The following is a 26310-nucleotide window of genomic DNA, read 5'->3' as shown; positions in this document are numbered from 1 at the left end:
GCGGTGGGGAAATCAGAAGCCGAACTTCTTCTTCATCTCCTGGTCGATCCATGCCCTGGCATAGATGGGCCCGTTGCGCACGGCGCCCGCACGCAACTCGCCGTCATAGTTCTTGACCCACGGCCACCACGCGGTGAACAGGTAGGGCGTCGGCAACCAGATATACGGCGCTTCGGCCAGGATGTCGCGGGTCATGGCACGCAGCGCTTCCTGGCGCTTGCCCAGGTCGCGCATCTGGAAGGCCTGGTTGACGCGGGCATCGAACTTGGGATCGTTCCACTGCGAGGCGTTCCACACCTGTCCCGCGACGAAGCTCTTGCGGATCGTCGTGGTCGGGTTGGTATGGCCGTTGTTCATCATGTAGCCCGGCGCATTGGTCTTGGTCGTCATCGCCGACAGGAAGGCGCCGTACTCCATCGGCTGGATCTCGATGCGCACGCCGACCTGCTCCAGGTAGGCGCCGATCAGCGGCAGCATTTCCATATGGTCCTGGCTGCAGGCGCAGACCTGCACCTTGAACTTGAAGCCCTTCGGGTAGCCTGCCTCGGCCAGCAGCTTCTTCGCCTTCTCCGGGTTGTAGGTGAACAGCTCCTTGACCGATTCCGGCATCGCGCTCAGCGGCTCGAAGTAGCCGGTGTAGTCCGGGTGCTGGGGATAGGCGAACAGTTCCGCATTGCCGCCGTAGTACTGCTTGACGATCTCCTGCTTGTTGACCGCCATGTTCAGCGCGCGGCGCACGCGGATATCGTTGAACGGCTTGGCGTCAACGCGCAGGGCCAGGTACTGCCCGGTGTAGGAGAGCCAGCGGGACCACTTGAGCTGCGGCGCGCTCTTCTTCAGCTCATCGACGGCGGTCCAGCGCACCATTTCCAGCACGTCGAGCTTGCCGGTGCGCAGCATGGTGTTGCGGGTGGCCTCGTCCTTGACGGTGCGCAGCACAACCTTGTCGGCAAAGGGCAGCTTATAGTCCTTGCCGCCGATCTTCTCGGTGTCCCAGTACTGCGCGTTCTTCGCATACGTGCTGGAATTGCCTTGCACGAACTGGCTCAGCGTGAACGGGCCGGAGCCGGTGACGTTCTTCCAGTTCGCGGCGCCCGCGGTGGCAACCTCCTTGGGCATGATGCCGGAGTAGTAGCCCCAGCCGAAGCGGTAGTCCCATTCCGCATTGAATTCCTTGAAGCGGAACACGACGGTGTGCTTGTCCACCGCCTCGACCTTGCTCAGGTGGTCGAAATAGGTGGGGATTTTCTTGGCGCTGGCGCTCTGGCGGCTGTAGCTGAACACCACGTCCTCCGCGGTCAGCTCTCGCTCTTCCATCACGCCCGGCTTGGCCGGGAAGCGCACGTTCTTGCGCAGCTTGACTTCGAGCGTGAGCGGGTCGGTCCATTTCCAGCTTTCGGCAAGCTCGCCGCGGATGGCATCCTCGGGCAGCCAGGCGTCGGCCTGGAAGGCGTACTTGCCGCCGTTGCGGCGGGCCTTGGACAGATCGGCGGCGAAGAGCTGCTCATAGACCTGGCCGGTGTCGTAGTTCTGCTTCCAGTTCCAGTCGCCCAGGTCCCACGACAAGGCGGAGATGGTAGGGTAGACCGAGCCGACTTCGATGGTGCCGCCATACTTCGGCGCTTCCGCCTGGGCGGCTGCCGTGCCGCAGGCGAGGGCCGCGGCCATTGCCGTCGCCGCCATCGCCACCGTCAGGGAAGCCCGCCTCGTCGTCCTGCCGTCCGTCTTCACGCTGCGCACCATCGTCTGCTCCTTGGGGGTCAAGATGTGCCGGCTCGTCATGCCGGCCGCTCGTCAATCTGCTGTTCTCAGCGGCTGCCCCGCATGCGCGGGTCGAGCAGGTCGCGCAGCGCATCGCCGTACACGTTGATCGCATAGACCACGATCGTCAGGCAGGCGCCAGGCGCCAGCGCCAGCCAGGGGCCCTGGAACATAAAGGTGCGGCCGTCGCCCGACAGCATTCCGCCCCAGGTCGGTGCCGGCGGCGGCACGCCAAGTCCGAGGAAGGACAGCCCCGACTCGGCCAGGATCGCAGTCCCCACGCGCGTGGTGAACAGCACGATCACCGGCGGCAGCACGTTGGGCAGGATATGGCGCCACAGGATGCGGCCGGTCGACGCGCCCATCGACTGCGCCGCATGCACATACATGTTCTCGCGCACCGACACCACCGCGCTGCGCACAATTCGCGAACCGCCGATGCCAAGCAGCAGGCCGAGCGTGCAGACGATCTGCCAGCTGCCCGGGCCCAGCACGGAGACCACCACGATCAGGATCACCAGGTCGGGAAAGCTCATCCAGGCGTCGACCATGCGCTGCACCACCAGGTCGAACTTGCCGCCCAGGTAGCCGGTCAGGATGCCGAGCACCAGCGAGATCGCCGTGGCCAGGGTCGCCGCCGACAGTCCGATCACCACCGACAGCCGGGCGCCGTACAGGCAGCGCGAGAACATGTCGCGGCCGAGGTTGTCGGTGCCGAACGGATGCGCCCACGAGGGCGGCTGCAGCCGCGCCATCATGTTGATCTCGTTCATGCCATATGGCGCCAGCAAGTCGGCGAACACGCCGCAGAACAGGAACACCGCGCAGATCACCGCGCCGGCGGCACCCAGCGGCTTGTCGCGGAACAGCCGCCGCAGCAGGGCAAAGCGGGGCTGGCGTTGCCGGGCAGAGCGGGGCAGGGCGCCAGGCAGCGTGGCGGAAGCGGCTTGCGGATCGACGGTAGGGGGTGCCATCAGCGGTGCCTCACTTTGGGGTCGAACAGGCCGTAGCTCAGGTCGACGAGCAGGTTGATCAGCATCACCGCGACGCCGACCACGAGGAAGATGCCGGTGATCAGCGGATAGTCGCGCTGGTGCACGGCATCGAGCAGCAGCAAGCCCATGCCCGGCACGACGAAGATCTGTTCGATCACCACGGCGCCGCCGATCAGCAGCGGCGCCTGCAGCCCGATCAGCGTCACCACCGGGATCAGCGCATTGCGCAGCGCATGCCGCAGGATCACCAGCGGCTCGTTCAGCCCCTTGGCCCAGGCAGTGCGGATATAGTCCTGGCGCAGCACCTCCAGCATCATGGTCCGCGTCATGCGCATGGTGATCGCCGACAGCGCCATGCCGAGCACGATGGCCGGCACCAGCATCTGCCTGACATGCTGCACGGGGTCTTCCAGGAAGGGGACGTAGCGCACTTCCGGCGACCAGCCCCACCACACCGACGGAAACACCATCACCATCGTGCCCAGCCAGAATGAGGGCACCGCCAGCATCAGGATTGAAAAGGAGCGCGCCACATAGTCTGCTGCGGTGTCCTGGCGGATCGCCGACAGCACGCCGATCGGCAGGGCCACCGTCAGCGCCACGGCCAGGGCCAGCACGCCCAGCGAGAAGGTCGCGGGGATGCGCGCCATCACCATCCTCAGGACCGGCTCGCCTTGCCACAGCGACTGCCCCAGGTCGCCATGCAGCACGATATTGCCGACCCAGTGCAGGTACTGCTCCCACATCGGGCGGTCAAGGCCGAGCGCGCGGACCAGGTCTTCGCGGGTGCGCGTATCGGCGCTGATGTCGTTCTGGCTCAGCATCAGGTCGACCACGTCGCCCGGCACCAGCCGCACGATGGCGAACACGATGATGCTGGCGAACACCAGCGTCGGCAGCAGCGCCAGCAGGCGGCGCAGGAGATAGGCGCTCATTGCCGGCCTCCGTGCGGCTGCCGGCAACGTGGCCTGCCGCCAGCCGTTGCGGTCGCTGTCGAGAATGCGGGGAATGCGGGGAACGCGGGTGCCCAGGGACTTGCCGACATGCTGCCTCCTTGCTGGCGGTCGGGCCGGTGCGGGCGCGTGGCTCCGCAACCAGGGCGTCCGTTGCCGCCTCGGTGTTGCGTGATGTCCTGCAGGCCCCTGCGGATGGGGCCGCCTTTCTCAATCGCTCAGTCGCTCAGTAGCCGCGCAGCGTGGCCCAGCGGTCGAGCTGCCAGTTCGCGTCGCCCAGCCATTCCTGCGCGGTGCGGGCGCGCTTCATGAAGAAGCCGATATCGAATTCGTCAGTCATGCCGATGCCGCCGTGCATCTGCACGCCTTCCTGCACCGCCAGGGTGGCCGTATCGCCGGCCTTGGCCTTGGCCACGCAGACCAGCGGCTCGGGCCCGTCGGCGTTGGCTTCGTCGAGCCGCTGCTGGCAACGCAGCACCGCGGCGCGCGCCAGTTCGATCTCGGCAAAGAGATGCGCGGCGCGATGCTGCAGTGCCTGGAATTCGCCGATGGCCTTGCCGAACTGCCTGCGCTCCTTCAGGTAGGCCAGTGTGCGCGTGAAGCTGGCATCGGCGATGCCGAGCAGCTCGGACGACAGCACGGCGCGGGCGATGTCCAGCACGCGCTCCAGCATTTGCGACCCGTCCCCCTCGCTGCCCAGCAGCGCGTCGGCCGGCACCGTCGCGGCGTCGAAGACGATGCGCGCGGCATTGGTGGCATCGGCCAGCACGCAGCGCTCAATCTGTACGCCGGCGTGGTCGCGCGGTACCAGGAACAGCGAGACGCCGCCGCTCGCGCCGGCGGCGCCCGTGTGCGCGGCGACCACCAGCGTATCGGCCACATGGCCATCAACCACGAAGACCTTGCTGCCATCGAGCACGTAGCCGTCTGCGCAGCGCCGCGCCTGCGTGGCAATGCGCTCGGGCCGGTGCCGGGCGGTTTCATCCAGCGCCAGCGCCATCAGGTGCCGGCCCGCGGCAATCTCCGGCAGCAGCGCACTGCGCTGGCTGTCGCTGCCATACAGGCCGACCAGTGCGGCGCCGAGCACGGCGGTGGACAGAAAGGGCAACGGCGCCAGCGTGGTGCCGATCGCTTCCGCGATCACGCCGGCCTCGACCGCGCCGAGACCGCTGCCGCCGTAGGCTTCGTCGATCATCACCCCGGCGAAGCCGAGCGCGGCGCAGCGCTGCCACAGCTCGCGCGAGAAGCCGACCGGGTCGCGGGTGTCGCGCAGCGTGCGCAGCGCGGAGATCGGGGCGTTCTCGTGCAGGAACGTCATGGCGCTGTCGCGCAGCATCTCCTGCGTGTCGGTCAATACGATGGGCATGGCGGCGTTTGGCAGAGGTGGGGTCGTGGAGGGTTGCGTGAGCGGCTCAGGCGCCGTGCAGGCCGAGCAGGCGCTTGGCGACGATATTGAGCTGGACCTCGCTGGTGCCGCCCTCGATCGAATTTGCCTTGGTGCGCAGCCATGCCCGCGCCAGCGCACCTTCCTGGCTGCGCGGGCCTTCCCATTCGAGGGCATCGGTGCCGCCGACCGACATCAGCAGCTCGTAGCGCCGCTTGTTCAGTTCCGCGCCGTAGTACTTCAGTACGGACGAGAACGCGGCCATGCCTTCGCCTTGCCGGGCCAGGTCGCGGGCGCGCTCGCCGGCCGCGGCGAAGGCGGCCTCGTCGACCTCGAAGCGGGCGATCTGCGCGCGCAGCATCGGGTCGTCGAGCCGATGACGCTCGTCCACGCCGATGACCTTGGCGGCATGGCGCCCCAGCGGCTGGCGAAAGCCGCGGCTGCCGATCGCGCTGATCATCTCGCGCTCATGTGTCAGCAGGTACTTGGCGATGGCCCAGCCACCGTTGAGCTCGCCGACCAGTTGATGGCGCGGCACCTTCACGTCGTCGAAGAAGGTCTCGCAGAAGGGCGACTTGCCGGAGATCAGCACGATCGGCCGGGTCGAGACGCCCGGCGACGCCATGTCGAACAGCAGGAAGCTGATGCCGGTGTGCTTCTGTGCCGCGAAATCGGTGCGCACCAGGCAGAAGATCCAGTCGGCCTTGTCGGCATACGACGTCCAGATCTTCTGGCCGTTGACCACGAAATGATCGCCGCGCTCTTCGGCGCGGGTCTGCAGCGCGGCCAGGTCGGAGCCGGCGTTGGGTTCGGAGTAGCCCTGGCACCAGCGGATTTCGCCGCGCGCAATCCTGGGCAGGTGTTCGCGCTTCTGCGCCTCGGTGCCATATTTCAGCAGCGCGGGACCAAGCATGGAAATGCCGAAGCTCTGCAGCGGCGCGCGGCAGTTCAGCCGCTGCATCTCGGCGCGCAGCACCCGTGCCTCGGCTGCGCTCAATCCGGCGCCGCCATACTCGCGCGGCCATTCCGGTACGGTCCAGCCCTGTTCGGCCATCCGCTGCAGCCACAGCCGCTGCGCTTCTGACTGGTAGCGGAACTTGCGTCCGCCCCAGCAGATGTCTTCCTCGTCCTGCATCGGCAGGCGCATCTCAGGGGGGCAATTGGCCTCCAGCCAAGCGTGCGCCTGCTGCCGGAACGTTTCCAGTGCGTCCAAGTTCGTCTCCTTGTTGTGCGCCTGTGGGCCCGTGTCCTGCGCTGTCGCCCGGCGGCCGGCAGGATCAGGGGCACTGCAGAAGCAGTCTCTATTTTCGAAAAACATCGACAGCTACCGCAGCGGCAGGAACTTTTATACAAGCCGGATCTGGCAGCGTCAATACTCCAAAACCTAAACCGGCGCGATGGAGCGTCGTCAGCCGGAGCCGGACGAGGAGGCGGAGATGGGGCGAGCGCAACCACCGTCAAGGCTGGAGCGGACTAATGCAGTGCAGCAAATCGGGGCAAATATGCTGAATTTTCATGGCATATATGGTCAAAATCGTAGGGGTCGTGCCGCATTGCCAGTTTCCCGGCCGCTATCGCCTGATGGCTGTCGGCGCTGGCTTGCCGCCTGGATTCCCAAACTTCGAAAGCACGCCATGTCGTCACTCTCGAAAAACGAACGCTTGTGCTAGCATTCATCGCAACCATACCAAGAATACGAAAAAAGGATCCAGCGCAGCACTAAGCCGGAGCCATAGCGGGAGACAACGTGACAATGCAGGCCGGCATGAGCGGCGCGCTGCCGGGCGAAGCCGCGGAGATGGAGCAACAACGGGCCGAACAGCATTTCCGCGACCATGTCGACCATCACCTGCCGCGCAATGCAAAGGCATTCCTGATTCACGGCATGCTCGGCATGACCGGTTTCCGGCTGGTGACCGCGCCCACCTTCGTGCCCGCTTACCTGTACCTGTTGTCCGGCTCGAAACTCACTGTCGAGCTCGTGCTTGCGGCGCAATATGCCGGCATGGCCGCCTCGTCGATCTGGGGCGCGACGCTGATCGAGCATCGCCAGCGCGTCATGCCGCTGATCTACCTGGTGGGCTGGCTGGTGCGCGGGCAGATCCTGGGGCTGGCGCTGTCGGCGCTGCTGCTGAGCGGGCGCGGCGCGCTGTTGGCCGCGGCAGCGTTCCTGCTGCTGTTCGGGCTGCTCAACGGCGTGCAGAATGTCAGCTTCAACTACCTGACCTCCAAGATCATCCCGCTGGCGCGGCGCGGGCGGCTGACGGCGCTGCGCAATTTCTTCGGCGGCCTCACCGCGGCAGCGGTGGCGTGGATGGGCGGGCGCTACCTGGTCGGCAATGACGTGTTCGGCAACGGCTATGCCGCCACCTTCCTGGCTGCCTTTGTGCTGACCAGCCTGGGGATCTCGGCACTGGCGGGCATGCGCGAGCCGGCCCTGCACGACGTGCGCGTGCGCGCCGGCTTCAGTCGGCGCGTGCGTGAATTGCCGGCGCTGCTGGCAGCGGACCGGGATTTCGTGCGCTTTTTTGTCGCGCGGGCATTGGTGGCGCTGGGCATGATGGCGCTGCCGTTCTATGCGATCTACGCCGGCCGGCTGCTGGGGCTGGATGGCGCCACGCTCGGGTACCTGAGCCTGGCCTACCTGCTGGCGCAGACGGGCAGCAACCTCGCCTGGGGCCGCGTCGCGGACAGGCATGGCTACCGGGTGGTGTTCCTGGCCAGCATCGCCACGTGGATCGGCGCCACGGCATGGCTGCTGGCGTGCGCCACGCTGCCGGGCTTCCTGCTGGCGTTCTGCGGCCTGGGTGCAGGCTTCGGCGGCTTCTTTATCTCGGCGGACAACCTGGTGATGGAGTTCGGCACACGCAAGGACCGGCCGATGCTGCTCGCGGTATCGGACACGGCCACTTTCAGCATGATGGCCGTCGGGCCAGTGATCGGCGGGCTGCTGGCGCAGTCGGTGCACTTCCCGCTGGTCTTCGTCGTTGCCATCGCAGTCAAGCTGGCCGCCTTCGTGCTGGCACTTCGCATTGCCGATCCGCGGTCGCGCCGGACCGGGTCGAACCGCGCTGTCACGCACGTCGACGATGTAGCCGGCCTGCAAGACTGAGACTTGCCTCGCCGGCCGATTCCCTTTTTATCCTTTCTCCCCGAAAGCACAAGGAGCTTGCATGACCGCCATCAACGCAGTCACCAGCCTGGCCGTGGACGGCAATATCGCCGTGCTGACCGTCGATTCGCCCCCAGTGAATGCGCTTTCCGCCGCCGTGCGCGCGGGCATCCTGCTGGGAATCGAGCGCTGTATCGCCGACCCGGCGGTGCAGGGCATCGTGCTGGCCTGTGCCGGCAAGACTTTCATCGCCGGCGCCGACATCACCGAGTTCGGCAAGCCGTTCGTGCCGCCCGCGCTGCCAGACGTGCAGGCGGCCATTGAAAACAGCCCCAAGCCCGTGGTCGCCGCCATCCATGGCACCGCGCTCGGCGGCGGGCTGGAGGTGGCCCTGGTGTGCCATTACCGCATTGCCGCGCGCAGTGCGAAATGCGGCCTGCCCGAAGTCCACCTCGGGCTGCTGCCCGGCGCAGGCGGCACGCAGCGGCTGCCCCGGCTGGTCGGCGTGGAAAAGGCGCTGGAAATGGTTGCCTACGGCACCCACGTGCCGGCGCCCGAAGCTGCCGAAATGGGCCTGCTCGACGCGCTTGCCGACAATGCCACGCTTCGCGCCGATGCGATCGCGTTCGCGCGCCGGATCGTTGAAGAGAAGCGGCCGCTGCGCAAGGTGCGCGACCTTGACGACAAGATCGCGCCTGTTCGTGGAAATGGCGGCGGCAATGGCGAACTGTTTGCGGCCTTCCGCAAGGCCAATGCGCGCCGCTTCCGCGGTTTCGACGCGCCCGAGGCCAATATCCGCTGTATCGAGGCGGCGGTCGGACTGCCCTTTGACGAAGGCCTGCGGCGCGAGCGCGAACTGTTCCAGGAATTGATGGCAGGGGGCCAGTCCGCCGCGCAGCGCTACGTCTTCTTCGCCTCGCGCCAGGTCTGGAACGTGCCCGACATTGGCGCCGATGTGCCGGCGATCCCGGTGAGCAAAGTCGGCATCGTGGGTGCAGGCACCATGGGCGGCGGCATCGCGATGAATTTCCTCAACGCGGGCATGCCCGTCACCATCGTCGAGACTACGCAGCAAGCACTTGACCGCGGCCTGAGCACCATCCGCGCGAACTACGACAACACCATGAAAAAGGGGCGCCTGAGCGCCGCCGATGTCGAGGCGCGCATGGCGCTGCTGACGCCCACGCTGGAACTGGAACAACTGGCCGATGCCGACCTGGTGATCGAAGCGGTGTTCGAGAACATGGAAGTCAAGAAGGCGCTGTTCGGGCGGCTCGACCGGATCGTCAAACCGGGCGCCATCCTGGCCACCAATACCTCTGCGCTGGATGTCAACGAGATCGCCGCGGCCACCTCGCGCCCCGAGGCCGTGATCGGGCTGCATTTCTTCTCCCCGGCCAATGTGATGAAGCTGCTGGAAGTGGTGCGCGGCGAGAAGACCGCAAAGTCCGTGGTGCGGACTTCAATGGAGCTGGCCCGCAAGATCGGCAAGGTCGCGGCGCTGGTCGGCGTCTGCCCCGGCTTCGTCGGCAACCGGATGCTGGCGCAGCGGCAGCGCGAAGCGCAAAAGCTGGCGCTGGAGGGCGCGCTGCCCTGGGACATCGACCGCGTTCTGTATGACTTCGGCTTCCCGATGGGCCCGTTCGCGATGAGCGACCTGGCGGGACTGGACCTGGGCTGGGTGCGCGAGCGTTCGACCGGCTCGACGCTGCGCGAGATCCTTTGCGAGATGGAGCGACGCGGCCAAAAGACCGGCGCGGGCTATTACGACTACGACGCGCAGCGCAACGCGCGGCCATCGCCAGTGGTAGAGCAGGTGATCCGCGATTTTGCCGCGCGCCAGGGACGCACCCGACGCGCGGTATCCGACCAGGAAATCCTGGAGCGCTGTGTTTTCCCGATGATCAACGAGGGCGCGAAGATCCTGCAGGAGGGCAAGGCGCTGCGGGCGTCCGACATTGATGTGATCTGGAACAACGGTTATGGCTGGCCGGTGTACCGGGGCGGCCCGATGTTCTATGCCGACACCATCGGGCTGGACAAGGTGGTGCGGACGCTGCGGCAGTACGAGGAAATGCTCGGCGAGGAGTTCCATCCGGCGCCGTTGCTGGCAGACCTGGCGGCGCGCGGCAAGCGCTTTGCCGATCTGGAGTGAGCGCGCCGGCGGGCGCTATCGGGTTTCGAAACGCCGCCGCGCGCAGGGGGTCGCGTCCCGGGCGTTCACGCCTTACGCCAGTGCGCCATCGGTATAGACGTCAAACTTTCGCGCGGGACCGGCCGATACGCCGCTGCGGTCCATTCCGGAGAGGGACTGCGTATCGCCGGACGGTGCCTCCTTGCTGGCACCCTCGGCAAATACGTCAAAGCGGCCGGCGCGTGCGCTGTTGCTATACACATCACGCATGTCGCCCCGGAAGGAATAGCCGTACTTGTCGCCTGCCTGCCCGCTGTCGCGAGGGGCGGTGGCATGGGCAATGCTGGCGGTGCAGGCCAGCGCGATCGCAGCGGTGGCAAGGAGCGTGTGAGCGAACTGTCGATTCATGGTGGTACTCCGAAGGCGGTAAGACGAGCGGTAACTAGAGGGCAGAACGCTGCAGCGTCCGCTTGCTTTTACGCAGAAGCCGTGCCACCGGATGCAGTTGCGGAGAAAATGCTGCCGACGTCCCGCCACACGCGCTTTGTCATTCGTCCGGCCGCGATAGTGTTGGGCCCGATCAGACTTGCGGCGCATGCGTCGCCCATGCCAACCAACAACCGACGTCGCCAGGGAGCATCCTGTCCCACGCCTCGACTCAGCGTTTACCCGGTGCCGATTCCTGTCCCGTGTAAGAAGCAGGTAAGGGGCGGCCATTAACTTATGCAGCACGGACTCGCGGCGTCCCGCCGCGGGTGCATCGGGCAAAACCCAGCGGGCAAGACCACGCATAGATGGCAGGAGACAGGAATGCATGAAGACCTGGTCAGGCGACTGAAGACCAATCCCAATTATCTGCAGCTGGTGCGCAGTCGTTCGCGCCTCGGCTGGCTGCTGACCGCGGCGATGATGGTGATCTACTACGGCTACGTGCTGCTGATCGCCTTCGACAAGGAGCTGCTCGCCAGGAAGCTGGGCGAGGGCGTGATGACGTGGGGCATGCCGATCGGGCTGTTCGTGATCGTCTTCACGGTGGTCATCACCGGGCTGTATGTGCAGCATGCCAACCGCAGCTACGACGAGCTGACCGAACGTATCAAGCGGGAGGTCGCATGAACGCCCGCCACGCAATCTTCGGCGCCGCGGCACTGCTGCTGTCGGCGGGCGTGTTCGCCGCCGGCGGCGACATGGGGCAGGCCGTGCGCCAGCCGACCAACTGGACCGCCATCGGCATGTTCATGGTGTTCGTCCTCGGCACGCTGTACATCACCAAGTGGGCCGCATCCAAGACCAAGTCGGCCGCGGCTTTCTACACGGGCGGCGGTGGCATCACCGGCTTCCAGAACGGCCTGGCGATCGCCGGCGACTTCATGTCGGCGGCGTCGTTCCTGGGCATTTCCGCCGCGGTGTATGCCAACGGCTATGACGGCCTGATCTATTCGATCGGCTTCCTGGTGGGCTGGCCGGTGATCACGTTCCTGATGGCGGAGCGGCTGCGCAACCTGGGCCGCTTCACCTTTGCGGATGTCGCCGCGTACCGCTTCAAGCAGGGGCCTGTGCGCGCGTTCGCGGCATCGGGCACGCTGGTGGTGGTGGCGTTCTACCTGATCGCGCAGATGGTCGGCGCGGGCCAGCTGATCAAGCTGCTGTTCGGGCTGGAGTACTGGATCGCCGTGGTCATCGTCGGCGCGCTGATGATGGTGTACGTGCTGTTCGGCGGCATGACCGCGACCACCTGGGTGCAGATCATCAAGGCGTGCCTGCTGCTTGGCGGCGCCTCGTTCATGGCGTTCATGGTGCTGGCGCAGTATCACTTCAGCCCGGAGGCGCTGTTCGCCAAGGCGGTGGAGGTCCATGCCAAGCAGGACTCGATCATGAGCCCGGGCAACTTCATCAAGGACCCGATTTCCGCGATCTCGTTCGGCATTGCGCTGATGTTCGGCACCGCCGGCCTGCCGCACGTGCTGATGCGCTTCTTTACGGTGCCCAACGCCAAGGAGGCGCGCAAGTCGGTGTTCTGGGCCACCACGTGGATCGGGTACTTCTACATCCTGACCTTTATCATCGGCTTCGGCGCGATCGTGCTGGTGGGTACCAACGCCAGCTTCCAGGACGGCAGCGGCAAGCTGCTGGGCGGCATCAACATGGCGGCGGTGCACCTGTCCAGCGCGGTGGGCGGCAATGTGTTCCTCGGCTTCATCTCCGCCGTGGCCTTTGCCACCATCCTCGCGGTGGTCGCGGGCCTGACGCTTGCCGGTGCCTCGGCCGTGTCGCACGATCTCTATGCCACGGTCTTCAAGAAGGGACAGGCGACGAGTTCGGTGGAGCTGCGCGTTTCGCGCATCACCACGATCATCCTTGGCGTGGTCGCGGTGGTGCTTGGCATCGTGTTCGAGAAGCAGAACATCGCCTTCATGGTGTCGCTGGCCTTTGCCGTGGCGGCGTCGGCCAACTTCCCGGTGTTGTTCATGTCGGTGCTGTGGAAGGGCTGCACCACGCGCGGCGCCACGGTCGGCGGCTTTATCGGACTGTTGTCGGCGGTGGTGCTGACCATCCTGTCCCAGGCGGTGTGGGTGGACGTGTTCCACTTCGACAGCGCGCCGTTCCCGTACACGTCGCCGGCGCTGTTCTCGATGACGGCCGGCTTCCTGGGGATCTGGTTCTTCTCGGTCACGGACAAGTCGGCGCGGGCACGCGTGGACAAGGCGGGTTTCGAGGCGCAGGAGCTGCGTTCCGAGACCGGCATCGGCGCGGTGGAGGCAGCCAGCCACTGAAGCAGGCAGGTATCCCCGGCAAAATGTGAAGTCAGCGTGGCGCCCGGGCATTCGGCTACAGTCGGATGCCCGGGCGCCACGCATTTGGGCCCTTGCGCCGAACTTTGTCAAATTTTATTGAACATTTTGTCAATATTGATTGGGATTGTATAGGCTATTTATCCAAGCAAGAATGATGGGCTGACCGCGCCATAGCACAGCCACGCCTGCCATGCGTGCCGCCAGCCCGGCATGGGCTACGATTTCCCAAAGACGGCTCGTACCTCGAAACAGCCCAAGGAGACAAGACTTGCAGACGCCCGAATCATCCCAAGGCATCGACTTCCCGCTTGAGGGGGTGCGCGTACTCGACCTGTCGCGTGTGTTTGCCGGCCCGCTGTGCGGCCAGGTCCTGGCCGACTTCGGCGCCGAAGTCGTCAAGGTGGAGCACCCCGGACGCGGCGACGATACGCGCGACTGGGGCATGCGCATCGGCAAGACCGAGACCACGTATTTCAACAGCATGAACCGCAACAAGCGGTCGATCACGCTGGACCTGCAGAGCAAGGAAGGCGTGCAGATCGTCTACGACCTGCTGCCGCAGTTCGATGTGGTCATCCACAATTTCAAGACCGGCGGCGCCGAGAAGCTGGGCCTGGGCTACGAGCAGCTCAAGGCCATCAAGCCCGAGCTGATCTACTGCGCGGTTTCCGGCTACAACAGCAGCGGCCCCGAGGCCAAGCGCCCTGGCTATGACCTGGTGATCCAGGGCGAGGCCGGACTGATGGCGCTCAATGGCGAAGCCGACACGCCGCCGCTGAAGTTTGGCGTGGCCGTGGTGGACCTGATGACCGGCATGTACGCCGCGCAGGCCGTGCTGGCGGCACTATTCCGCCGCGAACGCAAGGGCAAGGGCCAGCTGATCGAGATGGCGCTGTACGACTGCGGCCTGATGGTGACCGGCTACTACGGCCTGGACGCCATGCTGCTGGGCCGCGATCCGGCCCGCTACGGCAATGCCCATCCGTCGATCGTGCCCTACGGCATGTTCGAGGCCGCCGATGGCCCGCTGATCATCGCGGTGGGCAACAACAGCCAGTTCGACAAATTCTGCCGCCGGGTGATCGAGCGTCCCGACATCGTCGAGGATCCGCGCTACGCCACCAATGTCGAGCGCGCCAGGAACCGCGAGACGCTGACCCCGCTGATCACAGGCCTGATCCGCGGCTTCGCGCGCGACCTGCTGCTCGAACGCATGAGCGCCTGCGGCATTCCGTGCGGCAAGGTTGCCGGGCTGCACGAGGCATTGACCAGCGAACGCACCCGCCAGGGCGGCCTGCTGCGCGAGATGCCGCATCCGGTCGCCGGCACCACCCATGTGTTCGCGCCGCCTTACCGGCTCGATGGCCAACGGCTGCCGATCCGCAGCGCGCCGCCCACGCTGGGCGAAGGCACGCGTGCCGTGCTGCAAAACCTGCTGCAGATGAGCGATGAGCAGCTGCAGGCCCTGCAGGCCAGCGGCGTGCTGACGCTGCCGGACGCGCCCGCGTCCGCCTGAGCATTCGCGCCGCGCGTCGTGCCCATGGCAGGCCATGGCGCACGCGCAGCGCGCCCGGCAAGGGGGCTGGATTGCCTTGCGCTGATTCAACTGGAACAAGAAAGTGCGTATTCGAGACATTACCCGTATGGTTCACTCCCGCCGCCGCGCGATCCTGGCGCTGGCCGCTGCACCGCTGCTGGTCAGCGGCGCGTTCGCCCAATCGTGGCCAGCCAAGCCCATCAAGCTGGTCGTGCCATTCCCGCCGGGCGGGCCCACGGATACCGCATCGCGCATCGTCGGCCAGAAGCTGGGCGAAGCCCTCAAGCAGCCGGTGGTGGTGGAAAACCGCGCCGGTGCCTCGGGCTCCATCGCTGCCGCCCAGGTCGCCAAGAGCGCGCCCGACGGCTACACCCTGATGATGCTGGCCACGCCAACGCTGCTGGCGCCGTTCCTGTACAAGAAGGCGGGGTACGACACCACCAAGGATTTCACGCCGGTGGCCACGGTCTATGACCTGCCCATCGTGGTGGTGGTCAACCCGACGCTGCTGCCCAAGGTGACTGACCTGCCCAAGCTGATCGCAGAGGCCAAGGCGCAACCGGGCAAGCTCAACTACACCAGCTCCGGCGCCGGCAGCTTCGGCCACCTGAGCATGGAGCTGCTCAAGCAGATGGGCGGCTTCGAGATGCAGCACGTGCCCTACAAGGGCGGCGTGCCGGCGATCAGCGACACCATCGGCGGGCAAGTGCCCATCATGTATGCCGACCTGGTCGCGGCGCTGCCGCATATCCAGGCTGGCAAGCTGCGCGCCATCGCCGTCGGCTCGCCGCAGCGCGTCGCCATGCTGCCCGACGTCAAGACCATTGCGGAGCAGGGCTTCAAGGGCTATGACGCGGTGTCGTGGGGCGGCCTGCTGGCGCCCCCGGGCATGCCCAAGGACGTGGTCGACCGCATCTCCGGCGAAGTCGGCAAGATCCTGGCCGACAAGGACGTGCAGGACAAGCTGCTGAAGGCGGGCGCCATCGCCAGCTACCAGGCGCCGGCGCAAATGGGCCAGCGCATCCGCCAGGACTATGCCAAGTGGGGCAAGGTCATCCGCGACAAGGGCATCGCGGTCGAGTAAGTGTCTGCAAGCCGGGCGCGCCACCATGGCGTGTCCGGCGAACTCCCTCCTCAGCGGTTGGTTCCTCCGGCCGTCAGCGCCCGCATGGCGCCCTCTCGTTATGCAGATAGATTGATGCACGGCGGGGCCATCACAGCCCGGCACCGCTGAGCGCGATGGACGTATTGTCCAGCTTGCACTTGACCCGTTCCAGCAGGATGGAACTTGCTCGCAGCGCCCGGCATCCATGACGGTATTCTGTAAGCCAACGAGTCCGTTTCCAGTAATATGCACGTCGGACATCGTGAAGCTTCCCGCATCGATCCCGTTGGCGGAGATCCCGTTGGCGGTGACATTTTCAAACCGTACGGCGCCGGTGGCTCTTAGCTGAGCCATGTCCAGCAGCCCAAACGTGCTGTTGCGGACGGTGAGGGTTGTAACGTCATCCCCTAAGGATGCTCTGCACAATCGCGAATCGAGTGTGCTTGGCCGTTTAACAGGAAGCTGCATGCGCCACGACGCCAACCTATCAACCCGGAGCGAAGCTGTCTGGCACGTGCGGAGCAGCATTCGCGGGCTGCGCGCGAGGCATCGGCGTAAGCCAGAAACGCGCTCATGCCCCAGCAGCCAGCAGTTTTCCGCGCGCCATCCACAAGTTGGACAGCGCGAACAAGGTCATGAGCGAGCTGCGCGGTGTTCTTCCTCAGCCCTCGATAGCGGACCTTGGTGTAGCCAAACTGCCGCTTGATGACCCGGAACGGATGCTCGCACCTTGGCCCGGATGCCCGCCTTGATTCGCTCGACCTGATCGACGAGCGCGCCAAGCGGTTTGCTTTGGTCCAGGACGCGACGTTTGCCTGGCTTCATCGCCACGTGCCAGTTCACGCCCGCCCGCGCGTCCGGACGCTTGTCCCACGCCCTGATAGCCCGCATCGCCAAACGCGTCGGTTTCCTCGCCATGCAGCAGGCTGTTGGCCTCAACCACGTCGTTGACGTTGCCCGCCGTGCCTCGCACCGTGTGCACCAGCCCGCTTTCGGCGTCCACGCCAATGTGCGCTTTCATGCCGAAGTGGTAAGTAGACCCGGGGAACCGCCCCCCGAGCCTCTCGCAGAACCGTACGTGACACTCGCGCGTCATACGGCTCCCGTTATCCAGCCTACCGCGTAACCACACGCCAGTGAGCGAATAGCATCGGGTTGGTACAGCGCATCTTGTCCAGCCATTCGGCACTGCGTCGCCTGCGCCTGTGCAGGCCTTTGTACTTCCGTCGGGCCCAACGCTCCAGAGCACAGTCGATGTGCCGAAAGATGCGAAGCATGGCAGTCTTGTAGAATGTGCCATAGTAATTCCACCACCCCTGTATCACTGGGTTGTACAGTCTCGCCACATCGGCAAGCGTTACATGAGTCTGGCGAGTAAGCCGCCAACCCCGCACTGCTTGCCGCATCCGCTTCTGGGCATCGTCGCTGGCCCCTGGCAGGAAGCTGGTAAAGAGCCCCCCTTGTGGGCTGCGCGCCTTCCTCGGCCTGAACGTAAAACCGAGGAACGTAAAGCTCGCTTGCGGATGGCGTTCGCTGCGGTTGCTGTCCCTGCAGTACACGACTTTCGATTTCTCCGGATGCATCGTCAACCCACAAGCTGCCAGCCGTGTTGCAATGGACCGCATCACGTATTCCGCCTGCTTGCGGCTATGGCAGTGAACCACCGCGTCATCCGCGTAGCGGGCAAACGGACAGTTAGGGCTGGTGCGATGCATCCATCGGTCGAATGTGTAATGCATGAACAGGTTCATCAGGATCGGACTGACGACACCGCCCTGGGGTGTCCCCTGCGTGCGGGGCACACGTACCCCGTCCGCTGTCTCGAACGGTGCAACCAACCACCGTTCGATGTATAGCAGTATCCAATCTTCCCTGATGTGGGTGCGCACCGCTTTCATCAGCAGTCCATGATCGATCTGATCAAAGGCTGCCTTAATGTCAAATTCAACCACCCAGTCATATCGCCAGCAGCGTTCGCGAGTAATCGCCACCGCTTGCTTCGCCGACCGCCCCGGCCGGTACCCGTAAGAGTCCGGATGGAAGATCGCGTCGAGACTCGGCTCTATGACCAGTTTGACCACGGTCTGCGCAACACGGTCTGAGACCGTGGGCACCCCCAACTTTCTTGTGCCGCCCGATGCCTTGGGAATCTCCACCTGCTTGACCGGTGGCGGGAAATACGACCCCGATGACATCCGGTTCCACAGCTTGTAGAGATTCTTCGACAGGTTCTGCTCGAACTCGGCGATGGTTTCATCGTCGATCCCCGCAGATCCACGGTTGGCCTTGACCTGCTGGTATGCCTCCCATACTGTGCGCTTCGCAATGCTATATGGCTTTGCCGATTCCACGCCGCTCATCCCCGTAGGTTGACCGCGTTCGTCGGCCGGATAACGCCGCCCCTTCGCTCCATCCCCATTACAGGAACTTCAGCACTACTACGGGCGACTCCGCCCCTCACTCCAGCATCGGTATTCTTCCTTATGGTTTCTGCCATTTGTCATTTCCCTTCACATCTGGAGCAAGGTTCTCACGTTCCGTACTAAAGCCTGCGCTGAGATCATGCCGCCTATACACCGGCTGCCACCGGGCCCGTAAACAGGTGCCGTCCCGGTTTGTCCTGAAGCCAGTGGCCTGCCTCAGTTTTGACAGCGTTTTGGGAATAACGATGCGTCATCGGACGGTTTGCTTTCGCTCATCTTCTCAGCACGTACCCGCCATCCTCTGCGGATGACATCGCCCGGTCGCTCACCACCACGCCTTTTGAACGCAGCAGCACCGGGTGGTTTGGAGCCCGCTCCTGCAAGCCGACTCCGGGAGGCCTTCTCCCATCTTCAGTACAGCACCGCAGACTAAGCCTGCGTTCGTGACACACACCACTGGTTTCCCTTCTTGCTCTGGTGCATCTCCGGGTCGCGTTCGCCCGACGCATTCTTGGTCGAGCTCGGTGCGCTGATCAGTGTCGCGTCCACCACCGTGCCCGCGCGCAGAATCAATCCCTTGTCGCGAAGGATGTCGTTGACCAGCGCGAGGATCTGAGCGGCCAGCTTGTGCTTCTCAAGCAGGTGACGAAACCGCAGGATGGTGCTCTCGTCAGGCAGCCTCGCCGTCCAGTTGTCCAGCCCGGCGAACTCTCGATACAGCGGCATGTCGTGCAGCGATTCTTCCATCGCCGGGTCCGACAGGCCGAACCATTGCTGAACGAAGTGGATGCGCAGCATTGCCTCGACCGCGAACGGGGGACGGCCGCGCTTGCCTTCCGGGGCGTACGGAGCGATGAGCATCACCAGATCGGCCCAGGGCACCACACGATTCATCTCGTCCAGGAATTCGCGCTTGCGGGTGCGCCTCGGTCAGCCACGCGAACAGCGCGTTCAGGATCACCAGCGCCTGGCGCACGCTGCGGGGCGCCAGTGGTCCGGCAAACGGGCGCCAGTCGGGATGGCTGCGCGCGAGTTTTTTGCTGCCGGCCAGCACCCAGCGCGCGGCCGGTTGCGGGTCGGCCAGAAAACGCTCGTACGTGAGCAGGTCCTCGTGCGTGAGCGACGACAGCGACTTGCCCAGTTGCAGCACCGCCCACAGGATCAACCGCTCGACCTCGCGCCGGTAGGCGGTCAGCGTCGCCGCGCTGTCAGCATAGCGCGCGAGCCAGGCGGTGACGGCGGCGAGGTCGTCGGCCGCGGCGATGCGGGTGGCGTTGGCGGAGGCGCGATTGCTGCCGGCGACGCCGGACAGTGTCGAAGGCAGGCGCAGGCGCTCCAGCGGGATGGGAAGCGCGGTGGGGAGCGGGGCGGCCGGGCCGTCCAAAGGTGGGAGCGGGAGCAATTCCATGAGTAGGCGCCGTATTTTCAGAATCGGCGGAGCTTGGGGGGGCGGTCAAATCGGGCCGCCCTCGGCTGCTATGCCGTCACTGCCGAAGTTTCTGTGGACCCTAAACCCGAATGACGAGGTCGGAATACTTCCAGACGTGTTCGTCTGCCGATAGCAATCGCAATGGTTCGGTGATCGCCTGAGCGACCAGCAGCCGATCAAACGGATCTCGATGGTGGTTTGGCAGATGACGCACTGCGGCTGCATGCGTGTTCGTCACAGGAAGCTCGCGAAAGCCTGCGGCGGTAATTTCAGCGATGAGTTCGTCGACATCGACTTCGATCTTGTCGAGGCCCGCCTTGATGGAGATCTCCCAGATGCTGGCCGCACTGATGAAGACCTCCTCGGCATCCAGGATCCGTTGCTGCGCGGTCTGGCTCAACTTCGGGTCATTCGTGACCGCCCAGAGGAAAACATGGGTATCGAGCAGGATGCGCATTACTGTCCCTCGAATGCGGCCAGCAAGTCATCGGGGAGCGGCGCGTCGAAGTCATCCGCCGTGCGGATCTTGCCCTGCAGCCCGCCGAGGCGCCGTGGGGGCTTTGGCTTGGCGAACGGCACGATCCGGGCCACCGGCTTGCCCGCCTTCGCAATCACGACCTCGTCGCCTGCCGCCACCTCTTCGATGAGCCGCGAAAGGTGCGTTTTGGCCTCATGAATGTTCACCGTCTGCATGGTCTTCTCCTCAGCATGAACTTAGTCTAGCTTAGTCTAGAACGGTCGGCAAGGATACATGTCTTTGCGTCAGTGCAGCAAGTCCCTTGACATAAAGCAAACTTATGTCTAAAGTTTGCTGCCTTCAGTTTGAAATATGACGTATTACGTAGTAATATTTATTATCACAATACACTTTTTACCCGATGGCCACCGCCGACCTGGAGTTGACCGACGCCGCGCTGCAGGCCGCCATGGCCGACGATATCTCCGAACTGCGCGGCCGTTTCCCCGAGACCCGCGCGCTCTACCGCGAGGTCTGCGGCCTGCTGTTCTTCCGCTACGGCATCACGCCCACCGCCAACAAGCTCTATCAGCTGGTGCGCAAGGGCAGCATGGGCACGCCCGCCGAGGTGCTGCAGGGGTTCTGGCAGGAGCTGCGCGGGCGCACCCGCGTCACCATCGACCACCCGGACTTGCCCGAGGCATTGAAAGAGATCGCGGCCGGGGCGGTGCAGACCATCTGGCAGGCGGCCAACGAGGCCGCCACCGGCGAGCTGGCCACGCTGCGCGCCGAGGCGCGCGCGGCCGCCAGCGCGGCCGAGGTCGAGCGCGATGCCGCGCACGCCGAGACTGCGCTCGCACGCGAGGAGGCCGCGACGCTGGTCGCCCAACTAGACGCCGCGCGCCAAACCATCGAGGAGAATCAGGCGACGCTGGCCGCCGAGCGCCAGGACCACGCCGCGACCCAGGCGAGGCTGGAGGCAGGGCGGGCGGAACTCGAGGCCGCGCGCCGGCAACTGGACGAGTTGCGAACCCAATTCTCGACCGAGCTGGAACGCGCCCGCGAGCAGGTGACCATTGCCCAGGAGCGGTCCGAGGCCAGCGAGCGGCGCGCCTTGCGCGAACTGGATCAGGAGCGCACCGCGCGCCAGAAGAGCGAGCGTGCTACGGAGGAACTGCGTACGGAATTGGCGGCGACGCGCGGAGAGGCCCGCGACGCCGCGGTGGCGCAGGCCGAGGCCCGCACCCGGCTCGAGGCCCAGGCCGCAGCGCTCACCGAGCAACTCACCACGCGGCTCGCGGCCGCCGACGCCGCCGAGCGGAAAGCAGCCACCGACCAGGCTACGGTGCAGGCGGAACTCGCCGCGGCGCAGCGCCGGGCCGAGCGCGCCGAAGCCGAGGCGGCGTTGGCGCGCCAGCTGCTGGCAGCATTGCGCCTGCCGCGCGAGCGGGAACGGCGGCGCAAATCCGGCGGCCCGGCACCGACCAATAGCGAAGCACCAAATGAAAAGCCGGCCGACGAGCACGGGGCGCCTACCACCTCGAACCCGGAAGATGGCAGCGACGGCAACGACGGCAACGACAACCAAAACGATGACAGTAAGAACTGAGCGGGCGGCGGCGATCCGCTGGATCCAGGACCAGATGGCCGACTACGACCTGACCATGGAGGAGCTCGAAGCGGCAGGGTGCTTTGATCCGCCGCCCCCACCAGCGCCGCCGCCGGTGGTCTGCTACCGCAACGCCGCGGGTCAGTACTGGGACGGCACCGGCGATGCCGGACTGGCTGCGGCGGGCGGTCAATGCGGGGCAGAGTAAGGAGTTTTACCGGGTCGAATAGGGCATCGTGAAAAGCCTGATTGTTGGCGCGATACTCCTTCAGCCGGGGCTTCGGCGTGTGCAATCTGCTCACTTGGGGCGGGCATCGCATAGGGGCGGCATGCACCACTGACGCGGGCGGAAATAACACCGTGCGCGCCTTGCCGTTATTGGCCACTGGGACCAGGCCTTGTCATCTGGACTTCTATCGCCGTGACAACTACCCTGTTTGGAAACGCCGGTCCGCCGTTGCGGCGACCGGCGCTTCCTTTTCCGCATGGGGGAGCAGGGATGATGCCAGACACGCCAGATGCGGCGACGCCGGCCAAGGGCGGCAGCGGCGAGGATCCGACCCGGCCTGATCTCACGCCGGAGCGCCTGCTCCAGCTGGGGATGGGATTCTGGCCGGCGAAGACGCTGCTTTCGGCAGTCGAACTGGGCGTATTCACGCGGCTGGCGGCCGGTCCGCTTGATGCCCCCACACTGACCAAAGCGCTCGGCCTGCACCCGCGCAGCGCGCTCGACTTCCTCGACGCGCTGGTTGCTCTGCAAGTGCTGGAGCGCGACGACGGGAAATATCGCAACGCTCTCGACACCGCATTGTTCCTCGACCGGAGCCAGCCGAGCTATGTCGGCGGGCTGCTGGAAATGGCCAATGCCCGGCTGTACCCGTTCTGGGGCGCGCTGACCGAGGCGTTGCGCACCGGGCTGCCGCAGAACGAGTCGAAGCGAGGGGGCAACCTCTTCGATTCGATCTATAACAACGAGCAGGGGCTGCGTGGCTTCCTGCAGGCGATGACTGGCATCAGCGTGGGCGCGGCGCGCGCAATGGCGCAGAAATTCCCGTGGCAGGACTATCGCACCTTCATTGACATCGGCGCTGCGCAGGGCGCGTTGCCGGTACAAGTCGCGCTCGCCCATCCGCATCTGCAGGGCGGTGGCTTTGACCTGCCGGTAGTCGGGCCCGTGTTCGAGGAATATGTCAGGTCGCACGGGCTGCAGGACCGCCTCCGGTTCTATCCTGGCAACTTCTTCAGTGATCCCTGCCCGACGGCCGACGTCCTGGTCATGGGACACATTCTTCATGACTGGGACCTCACGCAGAAGCGCGAGTTGCTGGCGAAGTGCTATGCGGCGCTGCAGCCGGGTGGCTGCCTGATCGTCTATGACGCCATCATCGACGATGATCGGAGGAAAAACGCCTTCGGCCTCATGATGAGCCTGAACATGCTGATCGAGACTCAGGGCGGCTTCGACTATACCGGGGCGCAGTGCACCGGCTGGATGCGCGAAGCGGGCTTCAGCCAGGTGCGCGTCGAGCCGCTCATCGGCCCGGATTCGATGGTGATCGGCACCAAGTAGACGTTTCAACCAGACGCGACGGCCATGGGTAAGCAGACTAAGGTCCCACAACAACCATAGGTCTGCAGTATCCGAATGAAAGCTGTCTTCTCGCGAAAGGGGTTCGACCAGGGGTATGGCGGCATGGCCAGCCCGATCTTGCCGGACGGCAGGTTGATTCCGCTCCCGATTCCAAGCGATCACGACCGAACCCTGATCGACAACGTGGGGTTCGACGATCTCGACCTGGACGCCATGCTTAGGGACCTGTCCGGCGGGAAGTACTGTGCCGAGTCGACTGTCCATTTTGATCCGGACTTGGGCGGCAGCCATACGGCGAGCATCCCGGGCTGGCGACCAGCCTTCGGACAGTCTGGTTCCGCCCAAGGTCACTTGTCCAACAATGGTGTGGGGCCTGGCGACGTCTTTTTGTTCTTTGGATGGTATCGGCAGGTGCAGAAGCTCTCTGGGCGCTGGCGTTTTGTGCCGCGCGCGCCAGATCTCCATGTCATGTTCGGTTGGCTGGAGATCGATGAAGTGTTGCCGGTCGTGACTGACCGGGCTGGTTCGCTCAAGCGGCATCCCTGGATCGCGACGCATCCTCACGTGGCCACCCCGGAAAAATACACGGATCCCCGGAATACCCTCTATGTTGCACGCAAGCGCTCCCTCTTTGTGGGGGGTATCGGCGCAGGTCGATTTCCGTTCCTGCGCCCGCAGATGCAGCTTACCCTGGCAGGACGAACGCGTAGCGTCTGGTCCTTGCCATCCTGGTTCGAACCTAAGGGGAGGGCGCCGCTGACATATCACCCAGGCGGCGCTTGTTGGGAGCTTGATGGCGATAGGGTGACGCTGAAGACGGCGGCAAAAGGACAAGAGTTCGTGATCGATGGCAAGGACTACGCAGAGCTGGAGCGGTGGGTGGCAAACCTCGTTGGGGAAGCCGCATGAAGCAGCTCATGTGCACAGCGTCGCTGACACGAAAAAATAAAAAAAGCCCGATGCGAGCTCGCGCAGGCATCGGGCCTTCAGCCCAATATGCGAATCCTGGTGCAGCTTTATGAGGGGGAGCCAGTCACTATCGCATTCCCCGCTGCGGTCGAGTTGACCATCATGTCCACGCCACCAGGCCTGCACGAGCATGAAACCACTACCTTCAAGACCGCCACGCTGGAGAACGGCATGGAAGTTCTTCTTCCTCAGTTCATCAAGGAAGGGGACATGGTGCGAATCGAGGTCGCTTCTGGAAAATATTTGGAGCGGGTAAGGCGAGGGACGCATAAGGCGTGACTCCAGTACCGCGGCATCGCTCCCTGCATGCGCAGCGCCGCGTACCGTCCCGCCGGGACGGGGCCGGCAGTACCGCATCCGACACCTGCTTAACTTTGCGCCTCGTGTATGCATACTATGCAAGTATGCGCATGCCATGCATGGCGCATCACCATCGTCGTCGCTCAGGAGTCGATCATGCACAAGCCACCCAAAGTGGATTTGGGCGGGACGCGGCGAAGCGGAGCACCGCATCGGTCGCGCGCCAATCGCGCCATGCCCAGCATCCTGGATCCGATCGAACCGGAAGAGGTATGGGAAAACATCGAACAGGCCGTCGAGCAGATCGTCGAACGGGTGGTGGAGCCGGTTGATTTTCCCCATGGCCACCAGCCGGATGATGACGATGTGCCGGAGGAAGGCCAGGACGAAATCACCCGCGCTGCAGAGAGCATCCCCTCGGACAGTCCGGCAGACCGGACGGATCATAGCGCAGTACGGGAAGAGCACCCGCCAATGCCGCCAAGCATCGATGACGTCGTGGACCAGGATCTGATCCCCGAGCGGAAGTACAGCGCGCGGCACGCCAGGAAGAGCGGCAAGCGATAACCCTCCTCAGCGACAAGAGGCTTTGGTGGTGTAGGCGCGACGATACTTCTGTCGCATTGGTTCCACTGTCTTCTTGCATCGTTCCGGGCTGCCTCGTTGTGCCTTGCTGTTTGTCATGCCGGGCTGTCAAGCCAATCCTATATTGGACACAGTGCCAATCGTGCTGCGCGACGCACCGCGATGATTTCGCTAACAGGAGGGCAAGATGAACGACATCCGATCCGATTTATCCATGCGCAAGGACGCATTGGCCCGCGACGTCGATACGCTGATGGCCGACGTGCAGGCACTGCTCCATGATGTCAAAGCCGAGACCGGCGTAGGAGCCAGCCTTGAGCGCCACGCACTCAAGGCCCGGCAGCGCGCGCTGCAGGACCGCCTCGTTACGCTGCGCGAAGAAAGCCGCGCCAAAGTCTCCGAGTGGGCGACCACGACCGATCGCTACGTTCACGAGCATCCGTGGCAAAGCATGGGTACCGTGGCCGCCATCGCGGCAACCACGGGCGCTATCGTCGCACTGGCTGCCAGCCACCGCTAAGCACTCGTGGCTGCAGCGCCGGCACGGCGGTGACATGTGATAGTCCCGCATGCGACACGTGATGCTTGCCATGCCGGCAACGGCTGCAGTGCCTTGCCGGAGCCTCGATCTGAGCGATCTGAGCGGCAATACAGCAACAGCCGTCGTGCCAGCCCAATGCAATTGGCCAGGCGCGCTTCGCTGGACGGTCTGCCTGAGTGCAATTCGCAGGATGTTTATCCAAGAGGCCAATCATGGAAGGGCTGACAAAAGAGGAACTGGCGAAGTTGGCGGCCACCATGGACGCCGAGGAGTTGCGTATCCGTGCCGTCGCCGGAACCGCGGATTCGCCTGTGGTGGCGCCAACGCAGCGTGAACACCTCGATGAAGGTGAAGTGGCGGACGAGAAGGCCGCGCAGCGCCAGGGCGACGCGATGCTGAAACACTATCGCATGCAACTGACCGAGATTGACGCAGCCCGATCGCGGATGCGGAGCGGCCAGTATGGCGTCTGTATCGACTGCCAGGAGGCCATCCCTTTCTCCCGCTTGCAGGCGTACCCAACCGCCATGCGCTGCACGGCATGCCAGAGTCGCCACGAACACCTCTCTCCCCGCCAGGCACAGGACGCGCGCCGACCAGCAAGCGCAGACCTCTGGTCGCGGAGCTGAC

At 64.8% G+C, this 26310-nt stretch carries 22 protein-coding genes and 4 pseudogenes; 14 read left to right on the top strand and 12 right to left on the bottom strand.

All coding sequences use genetic code 11. The features are described 5' to 3' along the window. Nucleotides 1-12: 12 nt before the first annotated feature. From ACIP1U_RS28410 to ACIP1U_RS28390, 5 genes are all read right to left on the bottom strand, one after another. Complete coding sequence (locus ACIP1U_RS28410) at nt 13-1743, bottom strand: ABC transporter substrate-binding protein (protein WP_400322307.1); 1731 nt, start codon at nt 1741-1743, stop codon at nt 13-15. A gap of 65 nt (nt 1744-1808) precedes the next feature. Beyond that, nucleotides 1809-2735, bottom strand: a complete 927-nt coding sequence (locus ACIP1U_RS28405) for an ABC transporter permease (protein ID WP_400322254.1) — start codon at nt 2733-2735, stop codon at nt 1809-1811. Beyond that, nucleotides 2735-3691: an ABC transporter permease gene (locus tag ACIP1U_RS28400; protein ID WP_400322252.1), complete on the bottom strand. Its 957-nt coding sequence runs from the start codon at nt 3689-3691 to the stop codon at nt 2735-2737. The genes ACIP1U_RS28405 and ACIP1U_RS28400 overlap by 1 nt, the downstream gene beginning before the upstream one ends. 244 nt (nt 3692-3935) lie before the next feature. Further along, nucleotides 3936-5075 (bottom strand): acyl-CoA dehydrogenase family protein, encoded by a 1140-nt coding sequence (locus ACIP1U_RS28395; protein ID WP_400322250.1) that lies wholly within the window; start codon nt 5073-5075, stop codon nt 3936-3938. A gap of 46 nt (nt 5076-5121) precedes the next feature. Then, nucleotides 5122-6306 carry an acyl-CoA dehydrogenase family protein gene (locus tag ACIP1U_RS28390; RefSeq protein WP_400322248.1) on the bottom strand — a complete coding sequence of 395 codons (1185 nt, stop codon included), beginning with the start codon at nt 6304-6306 and terminating at the stop codon, nt 5122-5124. Nucleotides 6307-6846: 540 nt separating this feature from the next. Here ACIP1U_RS28390 and ACIP1U_RS28385 point away from each other — a divergent pair. Further along, a complete protein-coding gene (locus ACIP1U_RS28385; protein ID WP_400322305.1) occupies nt 6847-8205 on the top strand; it encodes an MFS transporter in 1359 nt (452 codons plus the stop codon). A gap of 61 nt (nt 8206-8266) precedes the next feature. Continuing rightward, a complete protein-coding gene (locus ACIP1U_RS28380) occupies nt 8267-10360 on the top strand; it encodes a 3-hydroxyacyl-CoA dehydrogenase NAD-binding domain-containing protein (RefSeq protein WP_400322246.1) in 2094 nt (697 codons plus the stop codon). 72 nt (nt 10361-10432) lie between these two features. Here the strand turns inward: ACIP1U_RS28380 and ACIP1U_RS28375 are convergent, their stop codons facing one another. Continuing rightward, nucleotides 10433-10747 (bottom strand): hypothetical protein, encoded by a 315-nt coding sequence (locus ACIP1U_RS28375; RefSeq protein ID WP_400322244.1) that lies wholly within the window; start codon nt 10745-10747, stop codon nt 10433-10435. A 402-nt stretch (nt 10748-11149) separates the two neighbouring features. Here ACIP1U_RS28375 and ACIP1U_RS28370 point away from each other — a divergent pair, with 402 nt between their 5' ends. The 4 genes from ACIP1U_RS28370 to ACIP1U_RS28355 all read left to right on the top strand — a co-directional run bounded on the left by ACIP1U_RS28370 (nt 11150) and on the right by ACIP1U_RS28355 (nt 15755). Further along, the gene (locus ACIP1U_RS28370) at nt 11150-11455 is read left to right on the top strand and encodes a DUF485 domain-containing protein (RefSeq protein WP_400322242.1); all 306 of its coding nucleotides are present in this window, start codon (nt 11150-11152) and stop codon (nt 11453-11455) included. After that, entirely contained in the window at nt 11452-13113 is a 1662-nt protein-coding gene (locus tag ACIP1U_RS28365) for a cation acetate symporter (RefSeq protein ID WP_400322240.1), read from the top strand. Before ACIP1U_RS28370 ends, ACIP1U_RS28365 begins: the two co-directional genes overlap by 4 nt. Before the next feature lie 289 nt (nt 13114-13402). Then, the gene (locus ACIP1U_RS28360) at nt 13403-14650 is read left to right on the top strand and encodes a CaiB/BaiF CoA transferase family protein (RefSeq protein WP_400322238.1); all 1248 of its coding nucleotides are present in this window, start codon (nt 13403-13405) and stop codon (nt 14648-14650) included. A 127-nt stretch (nt 14651-14777) separates the two neighbouring features. Further along, a complete protein-coding gene (locus ACIP1U_RS28355; protein WP_400322236.1) occupies nt 14778-15755 on the top strand; it encodes a Bug family tripartite tricarboxylate transporter substrate binding protein in 978 nt (325 codons plus the stop codon). 592 nt (nt 15756-16347) lie between these two features. Here ACIP1U_RS28355 and ACIP1U_RS28350 read toward each other — a convergent pair. The 6 genes and pseudogenes from ACIP1U_RS28350 to ACIP1U_RS28325 form a co-directional block, all read right to left on the bottom strand. After that, nucleotides 16348-16818 (bottom strand): annotated as a pseudogene (locus ACIP1U_RS28350) (IS5 family transposase); the annotation flags it as partial. A gap of 73 nt (nt 16819-16891) precedes the next feature. Continuing rightward, on the bottom strand, nt 16892-18127 hold the full coding sequence (gene ltrA, locus ACIP1U_RS28345) for a group II intron reverse transcriptase/maturase (RefSeq protein WP_400322234.1): 1236 nt from the start codon (nt 18125-18127) through the stop codon (nt 16892-16894). Nucleotides 18128-18652: 525 nt separating this feature from the next. Continuing rightward, nucleotides 18653-19102: pseudogene (locus ACIP1U_RS28340) on the bottom strand (IS5 family transposase); the annotation flags it as partial. Between the two features lie 19 nt (nt 19103-19121). Then, nucleotides 19122-19607 (bottom strand): annotated as a pseudogene (locus ACIP1U_RS28335) (integrase); the annotation flags it as partial. Between the two features lie 100 nt (nt 19608-19707). Beyond that, the gene (locus ACIP1U_RS28330) at nt 19708-20085 is read right to left on the bottom strand and encodes a type II toxin-antitoxin system VapC family toxin (protein WP_400322232.1); all 378 of its coding nucleotides are present in this window, start codon (nt 20083-20085) and stop codon (nt 19708-19710) included. After that, a complete protein-coding gene (locus ACIP1U_RS28325; RefSeq protein ID WP_400322231.1) occupies nt 20085-20321 on the bottom strand; it encodes a type II toxin-antitoxin system Phd/YefM family antitoxin in 237 nt (78 codons plus the stop codon). Before ACIP1U_RS28325 ends, ACIP1U_RS28330 begins: the two co-directional genes overlap by 1 nt. 185 nt (nt 20322-20506) lie before the next feature. Here ACIP1U_RS28325 and ACIP1U_RS28320 point away from each other — a divergent pair, with 185 nt between their 5' ends. From ACIP1U_RS28320 to ACIP1U_RS28285, 8 genes and pseudogenes are all read left to right on the top strand, one after another. Then, on the top strand, nt 20507-21694 hold the full coding sequence (locus ACIP1U_RS28320) for a DNA-binding protein (protein WP_400322229.1): 1188 nt from the start codon (nt 20507-20509) through the stop codon (nt 21692-21694). After that, nucleotides 21678-21924, top strand: a pseudogene (locus tag ACIP1U_RS28315) (H-NS histone family protein). The gene ACIP1U_RS28320 and the pseudogene ACIP1U_RS28315 overlap by 17 nt, the downstream one beginning before the upstream one ends. Before the next feature lie 272 nt (nt 21925-22196). Further along, nucleotides 22197-23264: a methyltransferase gene (locus tag ACIP1U_RS28310; RefSeq protein ID WP_400322303.1), complete on the top strand. Its 1068-nt coding sequence runs from the start codon at nt 22197-22199 to the stop codon at nt 23262-23264. Nucleotides 23265-23339: 75 nt separating this feature from the next. Next, the gene (locus ACIP1U_RS28305) at nt 23340-24194 is read left to right on the top strand and encodes a hypothetical protein (RefSeq protein ID WP_400322227.1); all 855 of its coding nucleotides are present in this window, start codon (nt 23340-23342) and stop codon (nt 24192-24194) included. Nucleotides 24195-24281: 87 nt separating this feature from the next. Next, nucleotides 24282-24533 carry a hypothetical protein gene (locus ACIP1U_RS28300; protein WP_400322225.1) on the top strand — a complete coding sequence of 84 codons (252 nt, stop codon included), beginning with the start codon at nt 24282-24284 and terminating at the stop codon, nt 24531-24533. Nucleotides 24534-24710: 177 nt separating this feature from the next. Next, on the top strand, nt 24711-25121 hold the full coding sequence (locus tag ACIP1U_RS28295; protein ID WP_400322223.1) for a hypothetical protein: 411 nt from the start codon (nt 24711-24713) through the stop codon (nt 25119-25121). Between the two features lie 205 nt (nt 25122-25326). After that, nucleotides 25327-25659, top strand: coding sequence for a glycine zipper domain-containing protein (locus tag ACIP1U_RS28290; RefSeq protein ID WP_342917508.1), 333 nt, complete (start codon nt 25327-25329; stop codon nt 25657-25659). Nucleotides 25660-25892: 233 nt separating this feature from the next. After that, entirely contained in the window at nt 25893-26309 is a 417-nt protein-coding gene (locus ACIP1U_RS28285) for a TraR/DksA family transcriptional regulator (RefSeq protein ID WP_400322221.1), read from the top strand. Nucleotide 26310: the final 1 nt, after the last annotated feature.

Source organism: Cupriavidus sp. NPDC089707 (genome assembly GCF_044748965.1).
Lineage (GTDB): Bacteria > Pseudomonadota > Gammaproteobacteria > Burkholderiales > Burkholderiaceae > Cupriavidus.
The sequence above is the reverse complement of the archived record's forward strand: the minus strand, read 5'-3'. Positions and strand labels throughout refer to the sequence as shown.